The organism is Gottfriedia sp. NPDC057948, from assembly GCF_042887255.1.
Lineage (GTDB): Bacteria > Bacillota > Bacilli > Bacillales > Bacillaceae_G > Gottfriedia.
In genome coordinates, this window is record NZ_JBHVPN010000005.1 from 48,115 (window position 1) to 64,225 (window position 16,111).

At 31.9% G+C, this 16,111-nt stretch carries 17 protein-coding genes and 1 pseudogene; 9 read left to right on the forward strand and 9 right to left on the reverse strand.

The annotated features are described in order from the left end of the window. The gene (gene sufC / locus ACFVRR_RS10605) at positions 1-786 is read right to left on the reverse strand and encodes a Fe-S cluster assembly ATPase SufC (protein WP_387327939.1); all 786 of its coding nucleotides are present in this window, start codon (positions 784-786) and stop codon (positions 1-3) included. Between the two features lie 242 nt (positions 787-1,028). Here sufC and ACFVRR_RS10610 point away from each other — a divergent pair, with 242 nt between their 5' ends. Continuing rightward, the gene (locus ACFVRR_RS10610) at positions 1,029-1,274 is read left to right on the forward strand and encodes a DUF2164 domain-containing protein (RefSeq protein WP_387327941.1); all 246 of its coding nucleotides are present in this window, start codon (positions 1,029-1,031) and stop codon (positions 1,272-1,274) included. A gap of 797 nt (positions 1,275-2,071) precedes the next feature. Here ACFVRR_RS10610 and ACFVRR_RS10615 read toward each other — a convergent pair. Together ACFVRR_RS10615 and ACFVRR_RS10620 are read right to left on the reverse strand one after the other, a co-directional pair. Next, positions 2,072-2,788 carry a DUF3298 and DUF4163 domain-containing protein gene (locus ACFVRR_RS10615; RefSeq protein ID WP_387327943.1) on the reverse strand — a complete coding sequence of 239 codons (717 nt, stop codon included), beginning with the start codon at positions 2,786-2,788 and terminating at the stop codon, positions 2,072-2,074. 108 nt (positions 2,789-2,896) lie between these two features. Beyond that, on the reverse strand, positions 2,897-4,000 hold the full coding sequence (locus ACFVRR_RS10620) for a serine hydrolase domain-containing protein (protein ID WP_387327946.1): 1,104 nt from the start codon (positions 3,998-4,000) through the stop codon (positions 2,897-2,899). A gap of 335 nt (positions 4,001-4,335) precedes the next feature. Here ACFVRR_RS10620 and dltX point away from each other — a divergent pair, with 335 nt between their 5' ends. Genes dltX through dltD form a run of 5 tightly spaced genes read left to right on the forward strand, consistent with a single transcriptional unit; the run spans position 4,336 to position 8,622 of the window. After that, on the forward strand, positions 4,336-4,479 hold the full coding sequence (gene dltX / locus ACFVRR_RS10625) for a teichoic acid D-Ala incorporation-associated protein DltX (protein ID WP_082459405.1): 144 nt from the start codon (positions 4,336-4,338) through the stop codon (positions 4,477-4,479). An 11-nt stretch (positions 4,480-4,490) separates the two neighbouring features. Further along, on the forward strand, positions 4,491-6,005 hold the full coding sequence (gene dltA, locus ACFVRR_RS10630; RefSeq protein ID WP_387327949.1) for a D-alanine--poly(phosphoribitol) ligase subunit DltA: 1,515 nt from the start codon (positions 4,491-4,493) through the stop codon (positions 6,003-6,005). After that, positions 6,002-7,153 carry a D-alanyl-lipoteichoic acid biosynthesis protein DltB gene (gene dltB / locus ACFVRR_RS10635; protein ID WP_387327952.1) on the forward strand — a complete coding sequence of 384 codons (1,152 nt, stop codon included), beginning with the start codon at positions 6,002-6,004 and terminating at the stop codon, positions 7,151-7,153. Before dltA ends, dltB begins: the two co-directional genes overlap by 4 nt. Positions 7,154-7,168: 15 nt before the next feature. Further along, complete coding sequence (dltC, locus tag ACFVRR_RS10640; protein ID WP_387327954.1) at positions 7,169-7,408, forward strand: D-alanine--poly(phosphoribitol) ligase subunit 2; 240 nt, start codon at positions 7,169-7,171, stop codon at positions 7,406-7,408. Beyond that, positions 7,405-8,622, forward strand: a complete 1,218-nt coding sequence (dltD, locus tag ACFVRR_RS10645) for a D-alanyl-lipoteichoic acid biosynthesis protein DltD (protein WP_387327956.1) — start codon at positions 7,405-7,407, stop codon at positions 8,620-8,622. Before dltC ends, dltD begins: the two co-directional genes overlap by 4 nt. 578 nt (positions 8,623-9,200) lie before the next feature. Here dltD and ACFVRR_RS10650 read toward each other — a convergent pair. Together ACFVRR_RS10650 and ACFVRR_RS10655 are read right to left on the reverse strand one after the other, a co-directional pair. Further along, entirely contained in the window at positions 9,201-10,034 is an 834-nt protein-coding gene (locus ACFVRR_RS10650; RefSeq protein ID WP_387327959.1) for an alpha/beta fold hydrolase, read from the reverse strand. Positions 10,035-10,058: 24 nt separating this feature from the next. After that, positions 10,059-11,018, reverse strand: coding sequence for an acetamidase/formamidase family protein (locus ACFVRR_RS10655; protein ID WP_387327961.1), 960 nt, complete (start codon positions 11,016-11,018; stop codon positions 10,059-10,061). 232 nt (positions 11,019-11,250) lie between these two features. Between ACFVRR_RS10655 and ACFVRR_RS10660 the strand changes: the two genes are divergently transcribed. Next, positions 11,251-11,640, forward strand: a complete 390-nt coding sequence (locus tag ACFVRR_RS10660) for a rhodanese-like domain-containing protein (protein ID WP_025671366.1) — start codon at positions 11,251-11,253, stop codon at positions 11,638-11,640. A 210-nt stretch (positions 11,641-11,850) separates the two neighbouring features. Here the strand turns inward: ACFVRR_RS10660 and ytxJ are convergent, their stop codons facing one another. Then, positions 11,851-12,180 carry a bacillithiol system redox-active protein YtxJ gene (ytxJ, locus tag ACFVRR_RS10665; RefSeq protein WP_387327964.1) on the reverse strand — a complete coding sequence of 110 codons (330 nt, stop codon included), beginning with the start codon at positions 12,178-12,180 and terminating at the stop codon, positions 11,851-11,853. Next, positions 12,146-12,643 (reverse strand): DUF948 domain-containing protein, encoded by a 498-nt coding sequence (locus ACFVRR_RS10670; protein ID WP_387327966.1) that lies wholly within the window; start codon positions 12,641-12,643, stop codon positions 12,146-12,148. The genes ytxJ and ACFVRR_RS10670 overlap by 35 nt, the downstream gene beginning before the upstream one ends. A 198-nt stretch (positions 12,644-12,841) precedes the next feature. On the opposite strand from ACFVRR_RS10670, the gene ACFVRR_RS10675 reads away from it, so the two are divergent. Both ACFVRR_RS10675 and ACFVRR_RS10680 read left to right on the forward strand, forming a co-directional pair. Next, entirely contained in the window at positions 12,842-13,957 is a 1,116-nt protein-coding gene (locus tag ACFVRR_RS10675; RefSeq protein WP_025671369.1) for an aminopeptidase, read from the forward strand. 46 nt (positions 13,958-14,003) lie between these two features. Further along, positions 14,004-14,111 (forward strand): annotated as a pseudogene (locus ACFVRR_RS10680) (SDR family oxidoreductase); the annotation flags it as partial. Between the two features lie 62 nt (positions 14,112-14,173). On the opposite strand, the gene ACFVRR_RS10685 reads toward ACFVRR_RS10680, so the two are convergent. Together ACFVRR_RS10685 and ACFVRR_RS10690 are read right to left on the reverse strand one after the other, a co-directional pair. Then, positions 14,174-15,382, reverse strand: coding sequence for a dicarboxylate/amino acid:cation symporter (locus tag ACFVRR_RS10685; protein ID WP_387327968.1), 1,209 nt, complete (start codon positions 15,380-15,382; stop codon positions 14,174-14,176). Between the two features lie 213 nt (positions 15,383-15,595). After that, a complete protein-coding gene (locus ACFVRR_RS10690; RefSeq protein WP_387327970.1) occupies positions 15,596-15,856 on the reverse strand; it encodes a DUF1292 domain-containing protein in 261 nt (86 codons plus the stop codon). Between the last annotated feature and the right edge of the window lie 255 nt (positions 15,857-16,111).

Here is a 16,111-nt window from a genome sequence, read left to right on the forward strand (position 1 = left end):
TTAAGCTTCTTGCCCAACAGTCTCGTCTTCGATACCTAACTCTTGTTTAATCCAGTCATATCCTTCAGCTTCTAAACGTGCAGCTAATTCAGGACCACCTGATTTTACAATACGACCTTGCATCATAACGTGTACGAAGTCAGGAGTAATGTAGTTTAATAAGCGTTGGTAGTGAGTGATGATTAAGCAACCAAACTCTTCTCCACGCATTTCGTTAACACCTTTAGAAACTACTTTTAACGCATCGATATCTAAACCTGAGTCAATTTCGTCAAGAATAGCAATTTTAGGTTGGATCATCATCATTTGAAGAATCTCATTACGTTTTTTCTCTCCACCTGAGAAACCTTCATTTAAGTAACGTTGAGCCATTTCTGGATCCATTTCTAAGAATTCCATGCTTTTATCTAATGTACGGATAAATTTCATTAATGAAATTTCATCGCCTTCTTCGCGACGTGCATTCATTGCAGAACGTAAGAAATCTGCGTTTGTAACACCGCTAATTTCACTTGGGTATTGCATAGCAAGGAAAAGACCAGCTTGAGCGCGCTCATCAACTTCCATTTCTAAAACATCGTTGCCATCAAGCTCGATGCTACCACCGATTACCTCATATTTAGGATGACCCATAATAGCAGAAGATAAAGTTGATTTACCTGTTCCATTTGGTCCCATGATTGCGTGAATTTCTCCACCTTTTACTTCAAGGTTTACACCTTTTAAAATTTGCTTTCCTTCAATTGCTACTTGAAGGTCTTTTATTTTTAATGTAGAAGCTCCCATTTTACACCCTCCATAATATTACATAAAAATTCTATAAAATAGAAAATGGCTATTTTAAGTTCATTCTCATTTTATTCTCATTCTAATCTTAAAGCAATTAAAAAGTATTTTCAAGCTGTGCACTATTTTACCAAAAAAGTTTTATTACGTGTAACTATTTTCGCAAAAAAAGAATAAATAGAGATACTATATATATAGGAAATAAAAAAACTAATATCACAACTAAAAAAGAGGGGAATTTAATGTCTAAAACAACTAAGCTTTCACCAGATCAACAAAAATTTGCGATTAATCAACTACAAACGTATTTCTTACAAGAAAGAGACGAAGAATTAAGTGAATTAAGTTCGATGTTACTAGTAGACTTTATATCACAAAAACTTGGACCTATTTTTTACAATAAGGGAGTTGAAGACTCACAAAGATTTATGTCCGAACGTGTTGAAGATCTTTATGCTTTATTATTAAAAGAACAGATTGAAGATTAAGTTGTTTTATTAAACTTCTTTGCCTTTAGTTTTTAACGACCTTTAGCACACACTTTATTAATCGTACATACTCAATTTTAGATTATTCAATTTTTATTTAGTTGTTCAACTTATTCTTATATTGTTATAACAAATGAATGTTTTTAATGCAGACTCTACCATTATTTACGAAAAGGTTTAATTTCATTAATCAAATTTATTAAATAAATAAAGAAAAGAACCTTTTAGAAATGAAGGTTCTTTTTCACGCTGTTGAAAAACAATCTCGTCAATTATTAACCAAGTTTTCGTAAAGGAGCCCGCGTAAGGTTGATTTCCACTGCAGGGTGCTCGCTTTCCATGGGGCGAGACCTGAGCCTCCTTGGCGCTGCCTGCAGGGTCTCAGCCTTCCCGCTAATCCCATAGGAGTCGAGCACCCCTCCGCTCCAATCAACTTATTCATCAAAAAAAGTTTACATTCAAAACCTAATCTAATATCCTTTACTTTGGGAAAAATAAAAATTTATTAATCAGTTTGCTGGTCAATTAAGATTAAACATCAACTTATATACTAATCATTTGAACTTTTCTTCTAAAAATTAGCTCTTAATTTAACTTCTGGAAAAATAAGTAATTATTATTTATAATCATTAAATGCTCATCAAAAACTGATAATTTTATCACGATCAATTATAAAACGTTCTCCTTATTGACCGTTTTATATTTCAACACTCTAAGAGAAGAACCTTTTATAAAAATGGAGGTTCTTTTTTTCTTTTGAAAAAGGAAATAAATATAAAGCTGAAAGGAAGTTTTTATTATTGATAAACTTGAACAGGTATAAAGACTTCAGGCATACCAGTAGCATATGCGGCTACTTCATATTCTTTAAAGATTAATTTAATTCCCGCATGGTCAAATGCCCATAGTCGGTTTTTGTCACTTAAGTCAATTTCGTTAGGGGATTTTATTAATACATATCCTTTATATTTCTTTTGTAATTGCTGATAAGCATATTCTTGTACGGATTTTGTATTTTCGTTTATTAGCTTAGATAGTGGAACTACATCACCTGTTTTCACGTCAAAATTAAATGTAGTACCCATTGTCATCCCGTGTGCCCCACCTGTATATGAATACTCATTATAAATAACACTTAATTTATCAAGATTGTTGTACAGTACTTTATAAGTATAAACATATTCATACGGTCTCCACGGCCCTTGGCTAGCATCCCATTTTGACTTAGCTTCTTTCTCGTCTTCTAATAGCTTTAAACGATTATTTTTCGCTAAATCAGCCCCTTGTTTTAAGATGCTATTGACCTTTTGTTGTGCAGTTGAATTAGATGCTCCACTTATTTGTGGATACTTAATCGGGGCATCATTTAGTTTTTGTTCAATAATTTTAATATGTCTCGTTAATGAGTTTTCATTAAACCCGGCTTTCGTTTCCGCATTAACAAATTTAATAGAGCCCAAATTAATACTGCTAGTCATTATGATTAATAAGAAATAATATAGAAACTTTTTCACTAGACTCCTCCTATTTTCTTTATCAAAAAATAGTATGAGTATCTTTTATTTAATTTATGAAATAATTTATAAAAGTCTGGAATCTCACAATCAAACAACAAACTGTTCTCAACTAATTTGGTTAACAAGTTTAAATAAGTTCATTGCGATCGCAAATGTATTTGGCTTCATTTTTTGACTATTAGAAAACACAATTACATATGTTTTTGAAACTGGATCAAATACATTCACACAATTAATTCCTGGAACTACCCCATGATTGTATAAATACTTTCCTTTATTATAAATTCCATATGCATAATGATGTTGATACGGCTTAATAAATTGAGTAAAACTTTTACCCCAAATAAGCTTATTCGAAATAAGTGCCTCATCCATTTTTTGTATTCCTGAAACCGTTGAATAAATATCTCCACAGCCTAATAAATAGTTAAAATTTGGAATACGTAATTGCTTCGGATTATTTTTAGATTGAATTAATAAATAACCTAGTGCATGATTCCCTTTTTTATAAAAATCATTACCTTGTCCAATTTCAGTTATATTCGCTTTATCAAAAATATGTGTTTTTATATATTCTCCATAAGGAATTCCAGTTACTTTTTCTATAACGTAAGCAAGTAAAATATAATTTGTATCATTGTAATCCCATTTGTTTAACGGTTTATAGTGAGCATTTGATTTAACTATTTTCTTTATTAAACCAGTTGATGAAATTGGATTAAATAACTCTTTTTCTCTCTTAATTCCTGAAGTATGTGAAATTAAATGAAATAATGTTAATTTTGATCCATTTGGAAATTCCGGTATATATTTTGATATCGGATCGTTAAACGATATTTTACCTTCCTCCTTTAATTGCATTAACAACGTTGAAACAAAAAATTTAGAAATTGAGCCAACTGGAAAGTACGTATTTGATGTGTTCTGTAACTGATTTTGGATATCTCGATAACCGTATCCCTTATTAAGGATATTTTCTTTATTCTTCCTAACAAGAACAACTCCGTTAAAATGAATTTGCTGTAAGTAGCGATCAATCTCTCCAGTATTCTTATTTTGATCATTTGTATAATCAACTTTTTTCATAGTAGAGTAATTCGAATCTGTCACTTTCGAAGAGTTTTTATTCCAGATAAAACTACAAAATGGAGACATTATTAAAACAGTTAAGAAACTAGGAATCAAGAACAAATAAATCTTTTTCATCATTTACCGATCTCCCATAGAGCAGGGCCAAGGATTTACCTATATTCCCTTTTCCCCATTATTTTTACCTTACCCCTATTTTATTATTTTAGATCCAACACCTACTATCTTAAAGTTATGGTAAGTAATGAACTAAGAACAAAAGTTCATTTCATTTACTTTATCCTAATTGTATTAACAATCTCGTCCATTAATCATTAGATTTTCATTAGAAAAAATTTACTTAACCTTTAATAATTTATTATCTTCCTGTAATTTTAAAAGGTGTTTCGTTAATTTTTCATCTTTTTTTCGGTGTTATAATACGTCTAGCTAAAAATTAAGAAAGGTGAAAACAAATGGGTAAAATCCATATTTTCCGTTCAAAGACATTAAGATTTTTATTTTATACTGCGTTTTATTTATCAATTTTACTTGCACTACTCTACTTATATGGATTTAAAGATTCATTTACAGGGACCTTTATATATAACGATTTTTAGGATGTGAACTGATGAAATCAATTATTGAACAAATAGATTATTGGGCACTTAACACCCCAGACACTATCGCATTTCAAAATAGTGATTATTCGTTAACATATAAAACTTTAAAGCAACAATCAGATGCGATTGCTAGCTGGATGATAAAAAATAATTTTACAAATAAGCCCATTATTGTGTATGGCCATATGCAGGCAGAAATGATTTCCATTTTCTTAGGAAGTGTAAAAGCAGGTTGTGCTTATATTCCTGTTGATGAGTCTATTCCGTTTGAGAGACTCAAAAAAATGATTACAAATTCTGGAGCTACTTTATTAATTACACCAAAAGATATTACTTTTGGTTTCGATTCAATTAATATCATAAATTTTGGAGAACTACAGAAGATTATTGATTCTACAAATCTAGTCAAACCTTTAACTGAGTTCAATGTTAAAGAAGATGAAACATTTTATATTATCTATACTTCTGGCAGTACTGGAGATCCAAAGGGCGTACAAATTACTGAAAAAAACTTACGTAGTTTTACCAATTGGATATTGAAGGATTTTAATATACACAATGGACAACGCTTTTTGAACCAAGCTCCTTTCTCTTTTGATTTATCAGTAATGGATTTATATCCATCGTTATTATCTGGTGGCACACTCATTTCTGTTGAAAAATCTTTGATTGAGCGACCAAAAGCACTATTCGATTATTTAATGGCAAGTGATATTGAGGTTTGGACTTCTACACCTTCATTTATAGAGATGTGTATGATGAATCCAAATTTCAGCGAATTGTTACTACCCAACTTAAAGACTTTTCTTTTCTGTGGTGAAGTACTATCGAATAATAGTGCTAAACAGCTTTTATCTAGATTTCCTAAAGCAGAGATTTATAATACTTACGGTCCAACAGAAGCGACAGTTGCTGTAACATTCGTCCAGATTACTGAGGAAGTCATAAACCAATACTCCCCATTACCGATTGGTACGCCGAAAGACGATACAATCATTTACATTATGGATGAATTGGGTAACCCACTTCCAGAAGGTGAAACAGGAGAAATTATTATAGCTGGTCCAAGCGTTAGTAAAGGGTATCTTAATAATCAGTTAAAAACTGATGCAGCCTACAATAAAATAAATGGCATGCGCGCCTATAAAACTGGTGATTCTGGTTACTTTGATAACGGATTATTATTCTATAAAGGTAGGATTGATTTCCAAGTAAAGCTACACGGTTATCGGATTGAAATTGAGGACATTGAAAATAACATTAGAAGATTACCATTAGTTCATTCTGCCGTTATATTACCAGAGATGAAAGATGGTAAGTGTATAGATTTACATTGTTTAGTAGTTGTTAAAGAACACGATTTCGAAAAGGACTATCATTTAACACGTTTTTTAAAACAAGAATTAAATAAATATATGCCGACTTATATGATTCCAAGAAAATTTAGTTATTTACAAAGCTTACCAATGACAACGAACGGTAAAGTTGATCGAAAAAAATTATTGGAGCAAACTCACCAATGATTCCATACAGTAGTTTTACGTTTTTCGGTATTTTATTTGTTCTGCTAATCCCAGCAGTCATATTAGGGTTTTTAGGAAAAAGATCAACTAACTACACAACATTTCTTTCTTTTGTGTTTTTATTATTAGTCTTTTCCTCTTCTAAAATACAAACCTTCTATTTAGTTACTTATATAATTTGGGTAATTATTTTAATAAAAGGTTATAGTGTTTATCGGAAGAACTCAAACCATTCAACTGTATATTACTTAAGTGTTTTTCTATCAATTTTACCTTTATTGATTGTAAAGGTTTCACCGGTTTTTGAAAGTACTACACTTGTAGGCTTTTTAGGAATTTCCTATTTAACATTTAAAGCAACACAAGTCATTATTGAAATACGTGACAACAGTATAAAGGAAATAAAGATTGTTGATTTCTTGAAGTTTTTATTATTTTTTCCAACGATTTCATCTGGACCAATTGATCGTTTTAGGAGATTTCAACAGGATTGTCAAAAAAAGCTAACGGCTATTGAATACAGGGAGTATTTTCAAATTGGTGTTCATAAAATTTTTATTGGTTTTCTCTATAAATATATAATTGGTTATTTAATTAACGTTCATATACTTGAAACACAGTTTACACTCGGGCATACATTTGTCTCAAATCTAACGTATATGTATGCATATAGTCTGTACTTATTTTTTGATTTTGCAGGTTATAGTGCATTTGCAATCGGCGTTAGTTATATAGTAGGTATTAAAACACCTGAAAACTTTAATATGCCATTCATTAGTCGGAATATAAAAGACTTTTGGAATCGCTGGCATATGAGCTTATCATTTTGGTTTCGCGACTATGTATATATGAGAATGGTATTCTTACTGACTAAGAAAAAAATTGTTAAAAACAGAAGAAATATTTCTTATATCAGTTATACTACCTTATTTTTACTAATGGGTGCATGGCATGGGATCCAAATTAATTACCTACTTTATGGTTTATACCAAGCCATATTGATGTGTAGTTTTGATTGGTTTGAACAATTCAATAAGAAAAAAAAGATTTGGAAAAATACTAAACTAACACATGTATTGGCGGTTATTATTACATTCCATTTTATTTGTTTCGGATTTTTAATATTTTCAGGACATCTAGTTAACTAAAGGAGAATTAGTATAATGGAAAATTTAAGAGCAGAAGTTTTAAACATTTTAGCAGATTTATGTAATACAGATGAAGTGATTGAAAACCCAGATATTCTGATTTTTGAAGAAGGATTATTAGATTCATTTGGTACAGTTAGCTTATTAGTTGAAGTTGAAGAACAACTCGGTATCAACGTGACGATTTCTGACTTCGATCGCGAGGAGTGGGCAACACCAAATAAAATCATTTCGATTTTAGAGGCTAGAAAATGAAAAAAGTTCAATTTTTTGGGATGATAACAGCTATTCTCATTTTTTTACTAGCTTTGTATCTTCCAAATTCTTTTTACGAACTATTTATTACAAAAGAACGATTAAATAATACAGCAGCATCCTTAAACCCTGAAACATTTCAAGGGACCCTACTTCAAGATAAAATGATAAAAGACCCAAAATTCCTACCTATTTTTGGGTCTTCAGAACTTGCTAGAAGAGACCCCTTCCATCCTTCTAGATTTTTTATGGGAGAAAAAAATGAATTTACTCCCTATCTAATTGGTCGAGGGGGATCACAAAGTCTCGTTCATTTTCTTGACTTAGCATCTTTAGGTGATGGAATAAAAAATAGAAAAATTGTGTTTGTTTTATCTCCACAGTGGTTTATTCCACATGGCATTGACGATACTCATTTTTCACCTAATTATTCTGCGCTTCAAACTTATTCATTCGTTTTTAATAATACAATTGATAATTCAGTAAAGAGACAAATTGCAAAGAGACTTTTAACGCTATCAATTATCAAAAAAGACTCTTTATTAGTAACCCAATTAAATGCTTTTATTTCAAATAGCAAAAAAATTAAGTTCGAAGCTATGGCTGAAAAACCGTTAGCTTACACTTATTTTAAAATACTTGAAAAGAAAGATCTTTTCGAGACTGTTATAATGGATCCTGATAAAAACTTCCGATTAAAAAAATCAAAATATGAAGATTTATCCTGGGATCGGGTAGCACAAGTTGCTGATAAAATTGGCAAACGTGAGTCAACTTCTAACCATTTCGGAATAATTAATAAATACTATATAAAGCACATTCAAAATCGTCTTCCAGCTTTAAAAAATTATAAACGAAATAGTAACTATGGTGTATCGCCAGAATATGATGACCTTCAAATGGTATTAGCATTATTAAAAAAAGAGCATACGCAAGCGTTGTTTATTTCAGTTCCAGTAAATGGACCATGGTATGATTACGCTGGCTTCCCAAAAGAAGGTAGAGAAGTATATTACAAAAAGGTTAGAAAACAAATTGAAGATGCTGGATTCCAAGTAGCTGATTTTTCTTCACATGAATACGATGAGTTTTTCTTAAAAGATACAATTCACTTAGGCTGGAAGGGCTGGGTATATGTAGATCAATCTTTAAATAAGTTTTATTCAGTAAAACATACGCCCCCTACTGCAAGTTTAAATCATAGATATCAATAAAAAAGCAGACTTGTGTCTGCTTTTTTATCATGCTGTTGAAAAACAACCTTGTCAATTATTTATCAAATTTTCGTAAAGTAGCAGAGTGATGTTGATTTCCATTACAGGATGCTCGCTTTCCATGGGGCGAGATTCTTTCGCCTCCTCGGCAAGCCTGCGGGGTCTCAGCCTTCCCGCTAATCCCATAGGAGTCGAGCATCCCTCCATTCCAATCAACTTATTCATCAAAAAAATGTCTGCGATAAACCCTAATCAAATAGCCTTTACTTAGAGTAATCTAACTGTGGTAATTAATCAGATTGTAGATCAATTAATATTGAACATATATTAAACTAAACAATCGAATTTGTTTTCTAAAAAAAGCTCATAATATTTTTAACTTCTAAAAAAAATCATTTCTAGTGTTATTGAAATAATGAAATTGCTCAAACATATTAACATTTAAAACCATTTAAAGATCAAAAAATGCTAATTTTATCATTATAAAATGTTCACTTAAAGTTCGTTTCCCCTATTGACGATTTTATATTTCAACACTCTGAAAAGAAGAGTTATCAAAGTAACTCTTCTTTTTTATCTTAAGTAATACTACGTCCTTCTTCTACATCTAATATTCTGTCTAACCATTCATTGATCAGCGAGTTGAATAGTTTCTCTTGTTCGATTTGAAGATTATGGCTCGCTTTGTCTAAAATTGCAAATGATGCTCTTGGATAATTTTCAAGAATAGTAAATGCGTCTTTATATCCAACGACCGAGTCTTGTAATCCCAATAAAAATACACTAGGTTCATTAAACTTAATTTTATCTATTTCAAATGAAAATCCGTAGTTATTCCTTATTTTGGATAAAAATTCCTGATCAGCGATTGAACATCCGCTAACAATTTCATTTTTATAGCGAACCCAAGTTTTCTCATCTAAAATTACATTGTTTGAACGAAAATCAGTTTCTTCAAGTTCATTTAATTGATTTAAAAAAGTATTATCTTCAACTATTATGGTATGTCTTGGTAACGATCTTTTCTCAAATTGTGGAATAATCATTGGGCAAATAAATGCAGCACCTTTGACTTTTTCAGGTCTATTAGCAATTATCCCTCTTGCTAAATATCCCCCGTAAGATTCTCCGGCTAATAAAAATGATTGATCCGGTATGATCGTATCAATAAATTTTAAGACGATGTTTAGCATATCATCTGTCGTATTAATATTTGTTCCACCCTTAGTTTTACCCATACCTGGAAGGTCAAAGTAAATTCTTTTATAACCGTTTTTCTTAGTAAAAATCGGTTCCATGCAACCTAGCATTAACCTAGAGTCTGGAGTAAACCCATGAATCATAACAATTGGTTTTCCTTCACCCATTATTTGATAGTTTATATCAACATTATTTATAGTACAAAACGGCATTTAATTAACCTCCAATTTTCAAATCTATTCATTTTTATAAATTGAAGTGATATTAATATTATGAGGCAAAACAGCATGGACACCCTTAACATGGTTAACAATTTGAGTTATTTTCAAATCAACACAAACACTAGCTAAAGCAACCGCTTCTGTTTTTTCAATAGCATATAGCTCTTGAATTAACTCGACCATGCCATTTAATGCAGTTTTAGTTGCTATATTTAAGTCTTCATCAAAGCCAAAAGTAAGCCACCCTGCTGGTGTGTTAGCTCGTGGCATATTAATCTTTATGTCCTCTTTTACTGTAAGTGTTAAATTCGCTTTATCAAATGGAGATTCGATCGCTTGACCAGATACTTCCCCATCTCCTTGTGCAGCGTGTCCATCACCCGCAGAAAAAAGTGCTCCTTCAACAGCTATCGGTAAATACAAAGTACTACCTACAACCAACTCCTTACAGTCGATATTTCCCCCACAATATCTCGGTGGTATAGTTGAATGAACACCTGATTCAGAAGGCGCTGTACCTAGAACTCCTAAAAATGGTACTAATGGTACCGAAACTTCCATATCTCTTATTTTAGTCTTCGCTATATTGTTTTCTTCATTGATTAGCCAATTTAAAGTTACTTCTAATTCTTCAGAAATACCTAATGCATTATTTTGCCAATTCTCTTTACCACCTGCACAATTCCAGCCATACCAGCCAGCTTTCAATTCGTTTATTTTAATTTCAAGTGTCATCCCCGGTTTAGCACCTTCAACGAAAATTGGACCAATCATAGGATGACCCCATTCTTTTTCCTTCTCTCTTGACTCGAATCTTACTCTTTCTCCATTTTTACTCGAATAACCCCAACCGATATCTATCGTATCAAATTCAATCGAATCACCAGAACGGATGATTTGAATTGGTTCATATTCCTTATTAAAAGATGCATGCAAATGCTGATCTGATGTTTTAAATTTATATGTTTCTGGCATAATTACTCCTTCTTTCAACACTCAATTTTAATATGTAAAAATAATTTAACTATAAATAATTTCTGCACTTAACTTCATTTCCCTTGTTTTAATTTTAAATTTTTATTACTTTTTTCCTATAAATCCTATGATTTGCTCCACCAATTTGAATTGGATAAGACTTTCGGTGTAATGTATAGATTAGATTTCCAAATTTAGGGATATCTAAATTCATTATACTGGAGGAGTAATAATGGCAATTACTTTTAAACAAATGGTTGCAGAAGCACGCGACAATGTACAAGGGATCAGCTCAGCTGATGCTCGTGAAAAAATTAATGCTAACCCTGAAACATTAGTAATTGATGTTCAAGACGCAGCTGATGCAGGTGCATGCGGATTAATACCAAGCAGTTTGAATATCTCACTTGGAATGCTACCAATCCGTGCTGATTTAGAATTACCAGAACATTTACGTGAGCCGAAATTAGCAGATCGAAATCGCCCTGTTCTTGTTACATGTGGTGCTGGTGGCCAAGCATCTTTAGGAGCATATTTACTTAAAAAAATGGGATTCACTGATGTTGCATATATCGATGGTGGTACTGCTGCGTGGAAAGCTGCTGGCTTTGACGTAGAATAAAACTCAGACTGCCCACCAAACGCTCGCTTTCTTCGTTGCTTCACCTGCTAAAGCGGTGCTAATTACTGACAAAAGTAACTCCACTCCTCATCAGTCTTCGCGCCTCGAAAGGCAAACGGTTTCAATCAGTCTGAGTATCAAATTTTTTGTGTATTTTTCAAACAACATAAAAAAACTGCACCTTAAGTTACGATTTAAGGTGCAGTTTTTTTATTTTTTTAGTAAAGCATTTTCAATTTCATCTTTCTTAATTGAAAAATGAGAAGTATTATAAACTGCTTCTCCATTTTCAAAAATAAATAATTGAGGAGATTCATGTTTGATTGCCGTTTTCTCAGCAATATAGTTAGACAATTCTCTGTCATCTTGAACTTGTAAAAAATACAATGGTACATTCTCATACGCAGATGCAAATGCTAAAAATTCAGTATAAGCTGCATGACTAATTGGGCATGTTGTACTATGCTTTAAAAACACAAATTTCTCATCGTTGTTAATTAGTTCATCAAACTGTTGAATCGTTGATATTCGATTTACCATTTTTCTTTTTTCCCTCACGCTTCGTTTTGTACTTTTCCCATAAATCCATTGCTGTATTTCCCCAATTTACTACTTGGGACATTTTCTCAGTACTAACTTTTACAGTATTCGATACATTATTAGCAGTATCTCGTACTTTTTCATTCATTTCTGAGATTGTAACTCCGACTTCTTCGACTGATTTAGCTAATACATCAAGGGATTTTGCTCGTTCACGCATATCTTTCGTAAGTTCATTCGAATTATTCACAAAAATTTTAGCTTCATTTGCTAAATGATTCGAAGTATGTACTAATTGAACGGCTTCAACACAAACATTATGTAAATCTTTTTGTGTTTCAGCAATAGTAGACTCTACACCTCTAAATACCCTTTCTAGTCGGAATAAAGTACGACTAATAAATACAACTAAGATCACAAATGCAACTGCTGCGATTAATGCACTAATAGAAATTAAATCCATTCGAAAAAACCCCTTTCATTCTAGCCTTCCACAAATTTAATCACTTATTTCGTATTATACTACAAATTTTACCAAACACTAAACTAGTCGTAAAACAAGTTTTCAAATTCTTTAGTAAAAAAAGAATCCTTTAGTAAACAAAACTGACTAAATAGTTTACAATAGGTATATAGTTATAATTATTGGAGGGAATTTTCAATGAAAGATCCACGTATTTCAAAATTAGCTAAAAACTTAATCAATTACTCAGTAAAATTACAACCAGGAGAAAAAATCTTAATTGAAAACTTTAAGCTAGAAACTGAATTAGTAACAGCTTTAGTTAAAGAAGCATATGCTGCTGGTGGTTTTCCTTTCGTATCAATCAAGGATCATAAAGTAGATCGCGCATTATTAATGGGTGCTACTGAAGAACACTTTAATAAAGTAGCAGAATACGAAGCAAATGTAATGAAAGATATGGATGCTTATATCGGTTTACGTTCAGGTGTTAATATTAATGAACTTTCTGATGTACCAGACGAAAAAACTAAAATCCATGGTAAAACTGTAGGCCAAAAAGTACATAGAGCAATTCGTGTTCCAAAAACTAAATGGGTTGTACTACGTTACCCAACTGATTCAATGGCTCAATCAGCAAAAATGAGCACTGAAGCATTTGAAGATTTCTATTTTAATGTATGTAATTTAGATTACGGTAAAATGGACAAAGCAATGGATGCTCTTGTTGAATTAATGAACCGTACAGATAAAGTTCAAATTAAAGGTCCTGGAACTGATCTTACATTCTCAATTAAAGATATCCCAGCTATTAAATGTGCTGGTGAAATGAATATTCCAGATGGTGAAGTATTTACAGCACCTGTTCGTAATTCAGTAAATGGTACACTTTCTTACAACACGCCATCTCCTAACAATGGATTTACTTTTGAAAATGTTCAACTTAAATTCAAAGAAGGTAAAATTGTTGAAGCAACTGCTAACGACACTGAGCGTATCAACAAAATCTTTGATACAGATGAAGGTGCACGCTTTATCGGTGAATTCGCAATTGGAGTAAATCCATACATCTTACATCCAATGGGGGACATCTTATTCGATGAAAAAATCGATGGAAGCTTCCACTTTACACCAGGTCAAGCTTATGATGAAGCTTACAACGGTAACAACTCAAATATCCACTGGGATATGGTTTGTATCCAACGTCCTGAATACGGTGGAGGAGAAATCTATTTCGATGACGTTTTAATCCGTAAAGATGGTCTTTTCGTAATCGAAGAATTAAAAGGATTAAACCCTGAAAACTTAAAATAATTTTTAGTAAAAAGAACACATACTAGGCTATGTGTTCTTTTTTCTACGTCCCGGTCAACCATTCGAACTTGCCTCAACCTACATATCTCTTGCTTCTGACGATTCCTCTTTTGTAACAGGCCAAGTACTTATTGTAAATGGAGGGAAAACTTAAAAAATAAGAAACAACAATTCTAATACAAAAATAAAAGACTGGGAGATTCCCAGTCTTCGTTTTTATGCAGCCTTTTTCCCGTTAGTCAATCTCTCAACTAACATACTCACAGATAAATCACCTGTTGCATTTAACATTGTTGCAGGCGGATCAATTAACGTACTAATTGCTGCAAGAATTGGTAAAGATTCTACTGGTAACCCAAACAGAGAAAGAATTAACATTTCCCCGATCATTCCACCATTTGGAATTGCTCCCATTACCATACCAACTAGTAATGCAATACCGATTGTTACAAGATAAATATTCAAACCAGAGAAATTCATTCCAAATACACCAAATGCAAAAGCAATTTTTACGACTCCACCCATAACAGATCCATCTTTGTGTAGTGCACTAGCTAAAGGAATAACAGTCTCTCTAATATTTTTAGATACACCCATTTTTTCAGCTGATTCAAAATTTGTTGGAATCGTTGCTGCACTACTACAAGTTCCTAGAGATGTTAACGTTGAAGGTAATACATTTTTCCAATAAATTCTAAATCCATAACTACCACCAGCCATATAAGCAATAATACTATAAACGATAAAATAAAATAGAATAGCAGTTACATAATATAAAACAAAAACTCGCTCATATGAACCTATTAATTCTTTACCATATGTCGGAACAAGATAAGCAAAATAAGCTCCAAGTCCAACAGGTGCAAGATACATAATATAGTTAACCATATTCATGATCACTACATTACCACTTGATAATAATTTTTTAACAATGTCTGCTTTATCGCCAGCTTTACTCGTTGCTAAACCAACTAATACAGCAAAAACGATAATTGCTAACATATTACTTCTAGTAAACAAGCCTGAGAAATCATTCACCGTAAATGTATTTACAATTTGCTCCGCTACTGATACTTTATCAGTTGCATCTGGTTTAACAATCGGGATATGAACCCCATGTGCAGGTGGATAAACTTTCATAACAACAAGCATTATGATCGCTGCAATAATACCTGTAAATAAAAATACCCCTGACATATTTCGCATAATCTTACCGAATTTTTCTCCCCCGCCATTTGCAAAGCTTGAAGCTACAGAGAAAAATACAAGTGGTACAACTACTACGAATAATAAATTTAAAAATAAATCCCCTATTGGCTTAAGGGCAAGTCCTACGCTTTCATGAGTATATCCGATGACTGAACCTATGATGATACAACTAAGTAAAATCAAAGGAAAAGCGTAATTTCTAAATGAAAATTTCATAAGCTTCCTCCTAATATAATTGCTATTTGTAGTATACCGAAAATTTAATAGTTTGTACTCCAATTTTCCAATAAAACCTACATATCTCTACATAAACATACAAAAAAGAACACTTTGTATTATCTACAAGTGTTCTACCTTTATAAAAATTACGAAATACTTCCTATAACTTTGACCGTATACCAATGCTTTAATCCTACTTTTTTGTTCTTATTATTTTAAGACTTCATCAAAAGCAGCTGAAACTTTTTCAAACTCTTCTTCTGTTTCAATATCATAAAACTCGCCATCTTCTTCGACTCTTAAGAAGAAAACGTCAATATCCTCTTCACTTTCTTTTTCTACTTCTTCTAGTAAACCTACTGCTATGTATTCATGACCTTCAATTGTAATTGAGCCTAGTACTTCGTAATCTTGCTCGTCTCCTTCATCATAGCTAAGTGTAAGAATTTCGCCTACTTCAATTTTTTCCATAAATCTTGACCTCACTTATTTCAAATTAATTTTGCATAAAGAAAAACCTTTATGTTCCTTTAGTGTAACAGAATGATGCAAAACGTTAAATTATAAATACACTTAAAGCTTTTCTAAATCGTTCTATTTTTAAACCATCTTTTTTGTGAGAATCAATTTTAGCGAAAAATTTTTTTTAAAAAATTTACATGAATATTTTTACCAACGCTGTAATAAGATTTAGAACAACCAATTCTTAAGTTTCTTTCAAGTTTA

What these genes read in the sequence shown, in the direction of transcription:
- sufC (WP_387327939.1), bottom strand. Translation starts at nt 786, where the DNA reads ATGGGAGCTTCTACATTAAAAATAAAAGACCTTCAAGTAGCAATTGAA.
- ACFVRR_RS10610 (WP_387327941.1), top strand. Translation starts at nt 1,029, where the DNA reads ATGTCTAAAACAACTAAGCTTTCACCAGATCAACAAAAATTTGCGATT.
- ACFVRR_RS10620 (WP_387327946.1), bottom strand. Translation starts at nt 4,000, where the DNA reads ATGATGAAAAAGATTTATTTGTTCTTGATTCCTAGTTTCTTAACTGTT.
- dltX (WP_082459405.1), top strand. Translation starts at nt 4,336, where the DNA reads ATGGGTAAAATCCATATTTTCCGTTCAAAGACATTAAGATTTTTATTT.
- dltA (WP_387327949.1), top strand. Translation starts at nt 4,491, where the DNA reads ATGAAATCAATTATTGAACAAATAGATTATTGGGCACTTAACACCCCA.
- dltB (WP_387327952.1), top strand. Translation starts at nt 6,002, where the DNA reads ATGATTCCATACAGTAGTTTTACGTTTTTCGGTATTTTATTTGTTCTG.
- dltC (WP_387327954.1), top strand. Translation starts at nt 7,169, where the DNA reads ATGGAAAATTTAAGAGCAGAAGTTTTAAACATTTTAGCAGATTTATGT.
- dltD (WP_387327956.1), top strand. Translation starts at nt 7,405, where the DNA reads ATGAAAAAAGTTCAATTTTTTGGGATGATAACAGCTATTCTCATTTTT.
- ACFVRR_RS10650 (WP_387327959.1), bottom strand. Translation starts at nt 10,034, where the DNA reads ATGCCGTTTTGTACTATAAATAATGTTGATATAAACTATCAAATAATG.
- ACFVRR_RS10655 (WP_387327961.1), bottom strand. Translation starts at nt 11,018, where the DNA reads ATGCCAGAAACATATAAATTTAAAACATCAGATCAGCATTTGCATGCA.
- ACFVRR_RS10660 (WP_025671366.1), top strand. Translation starts at nt 11,251, where the DNA reads ATGGCAATTACTTTTAAACAAATGGTTGCAGAAGCACGCGACAATGTA.
- ytxJ (WP_387327964.1), bottom strand. Translation starts at nt 12,180, where the DNA reads ATGGTAAATCGAATATCAACGATTCAACAGTTTGATGAACTAATTAAC.
- ACFVRR_RS10670 (WP_387327966.1), bottom strand. Translation starts at nt 12,643, where the DNA reads ATGGATTTAATTTCTATTAGTGCATTAATCGCAGCAGTTGCATTTGTG.
- ACFVRR_RS10675 (WP_025671369.1), top strand. Translation starts at nt 12,842, where the DNA reads ATGAAAGATCCACGTATTTCAAAATTAGCTAAAAACTTAATCAATTAC.
- ACFVRR_RS10685 (WP_387327968.1), bottom strand. Translation starts at nt 15,382, where the DNA reads ATGAAATTTTCATTTAGAAATTACGCTTTTCCTTTGATTTTACTTAGT.
- ACFVRR_RS10690 (WP_387327970.1), bottom strand. Translation starts at nt 15,856, where the DNA reads ATGGAAAAAATTGAAGTAGGCGAAATTCTTACACTTAGCTATGATGAA.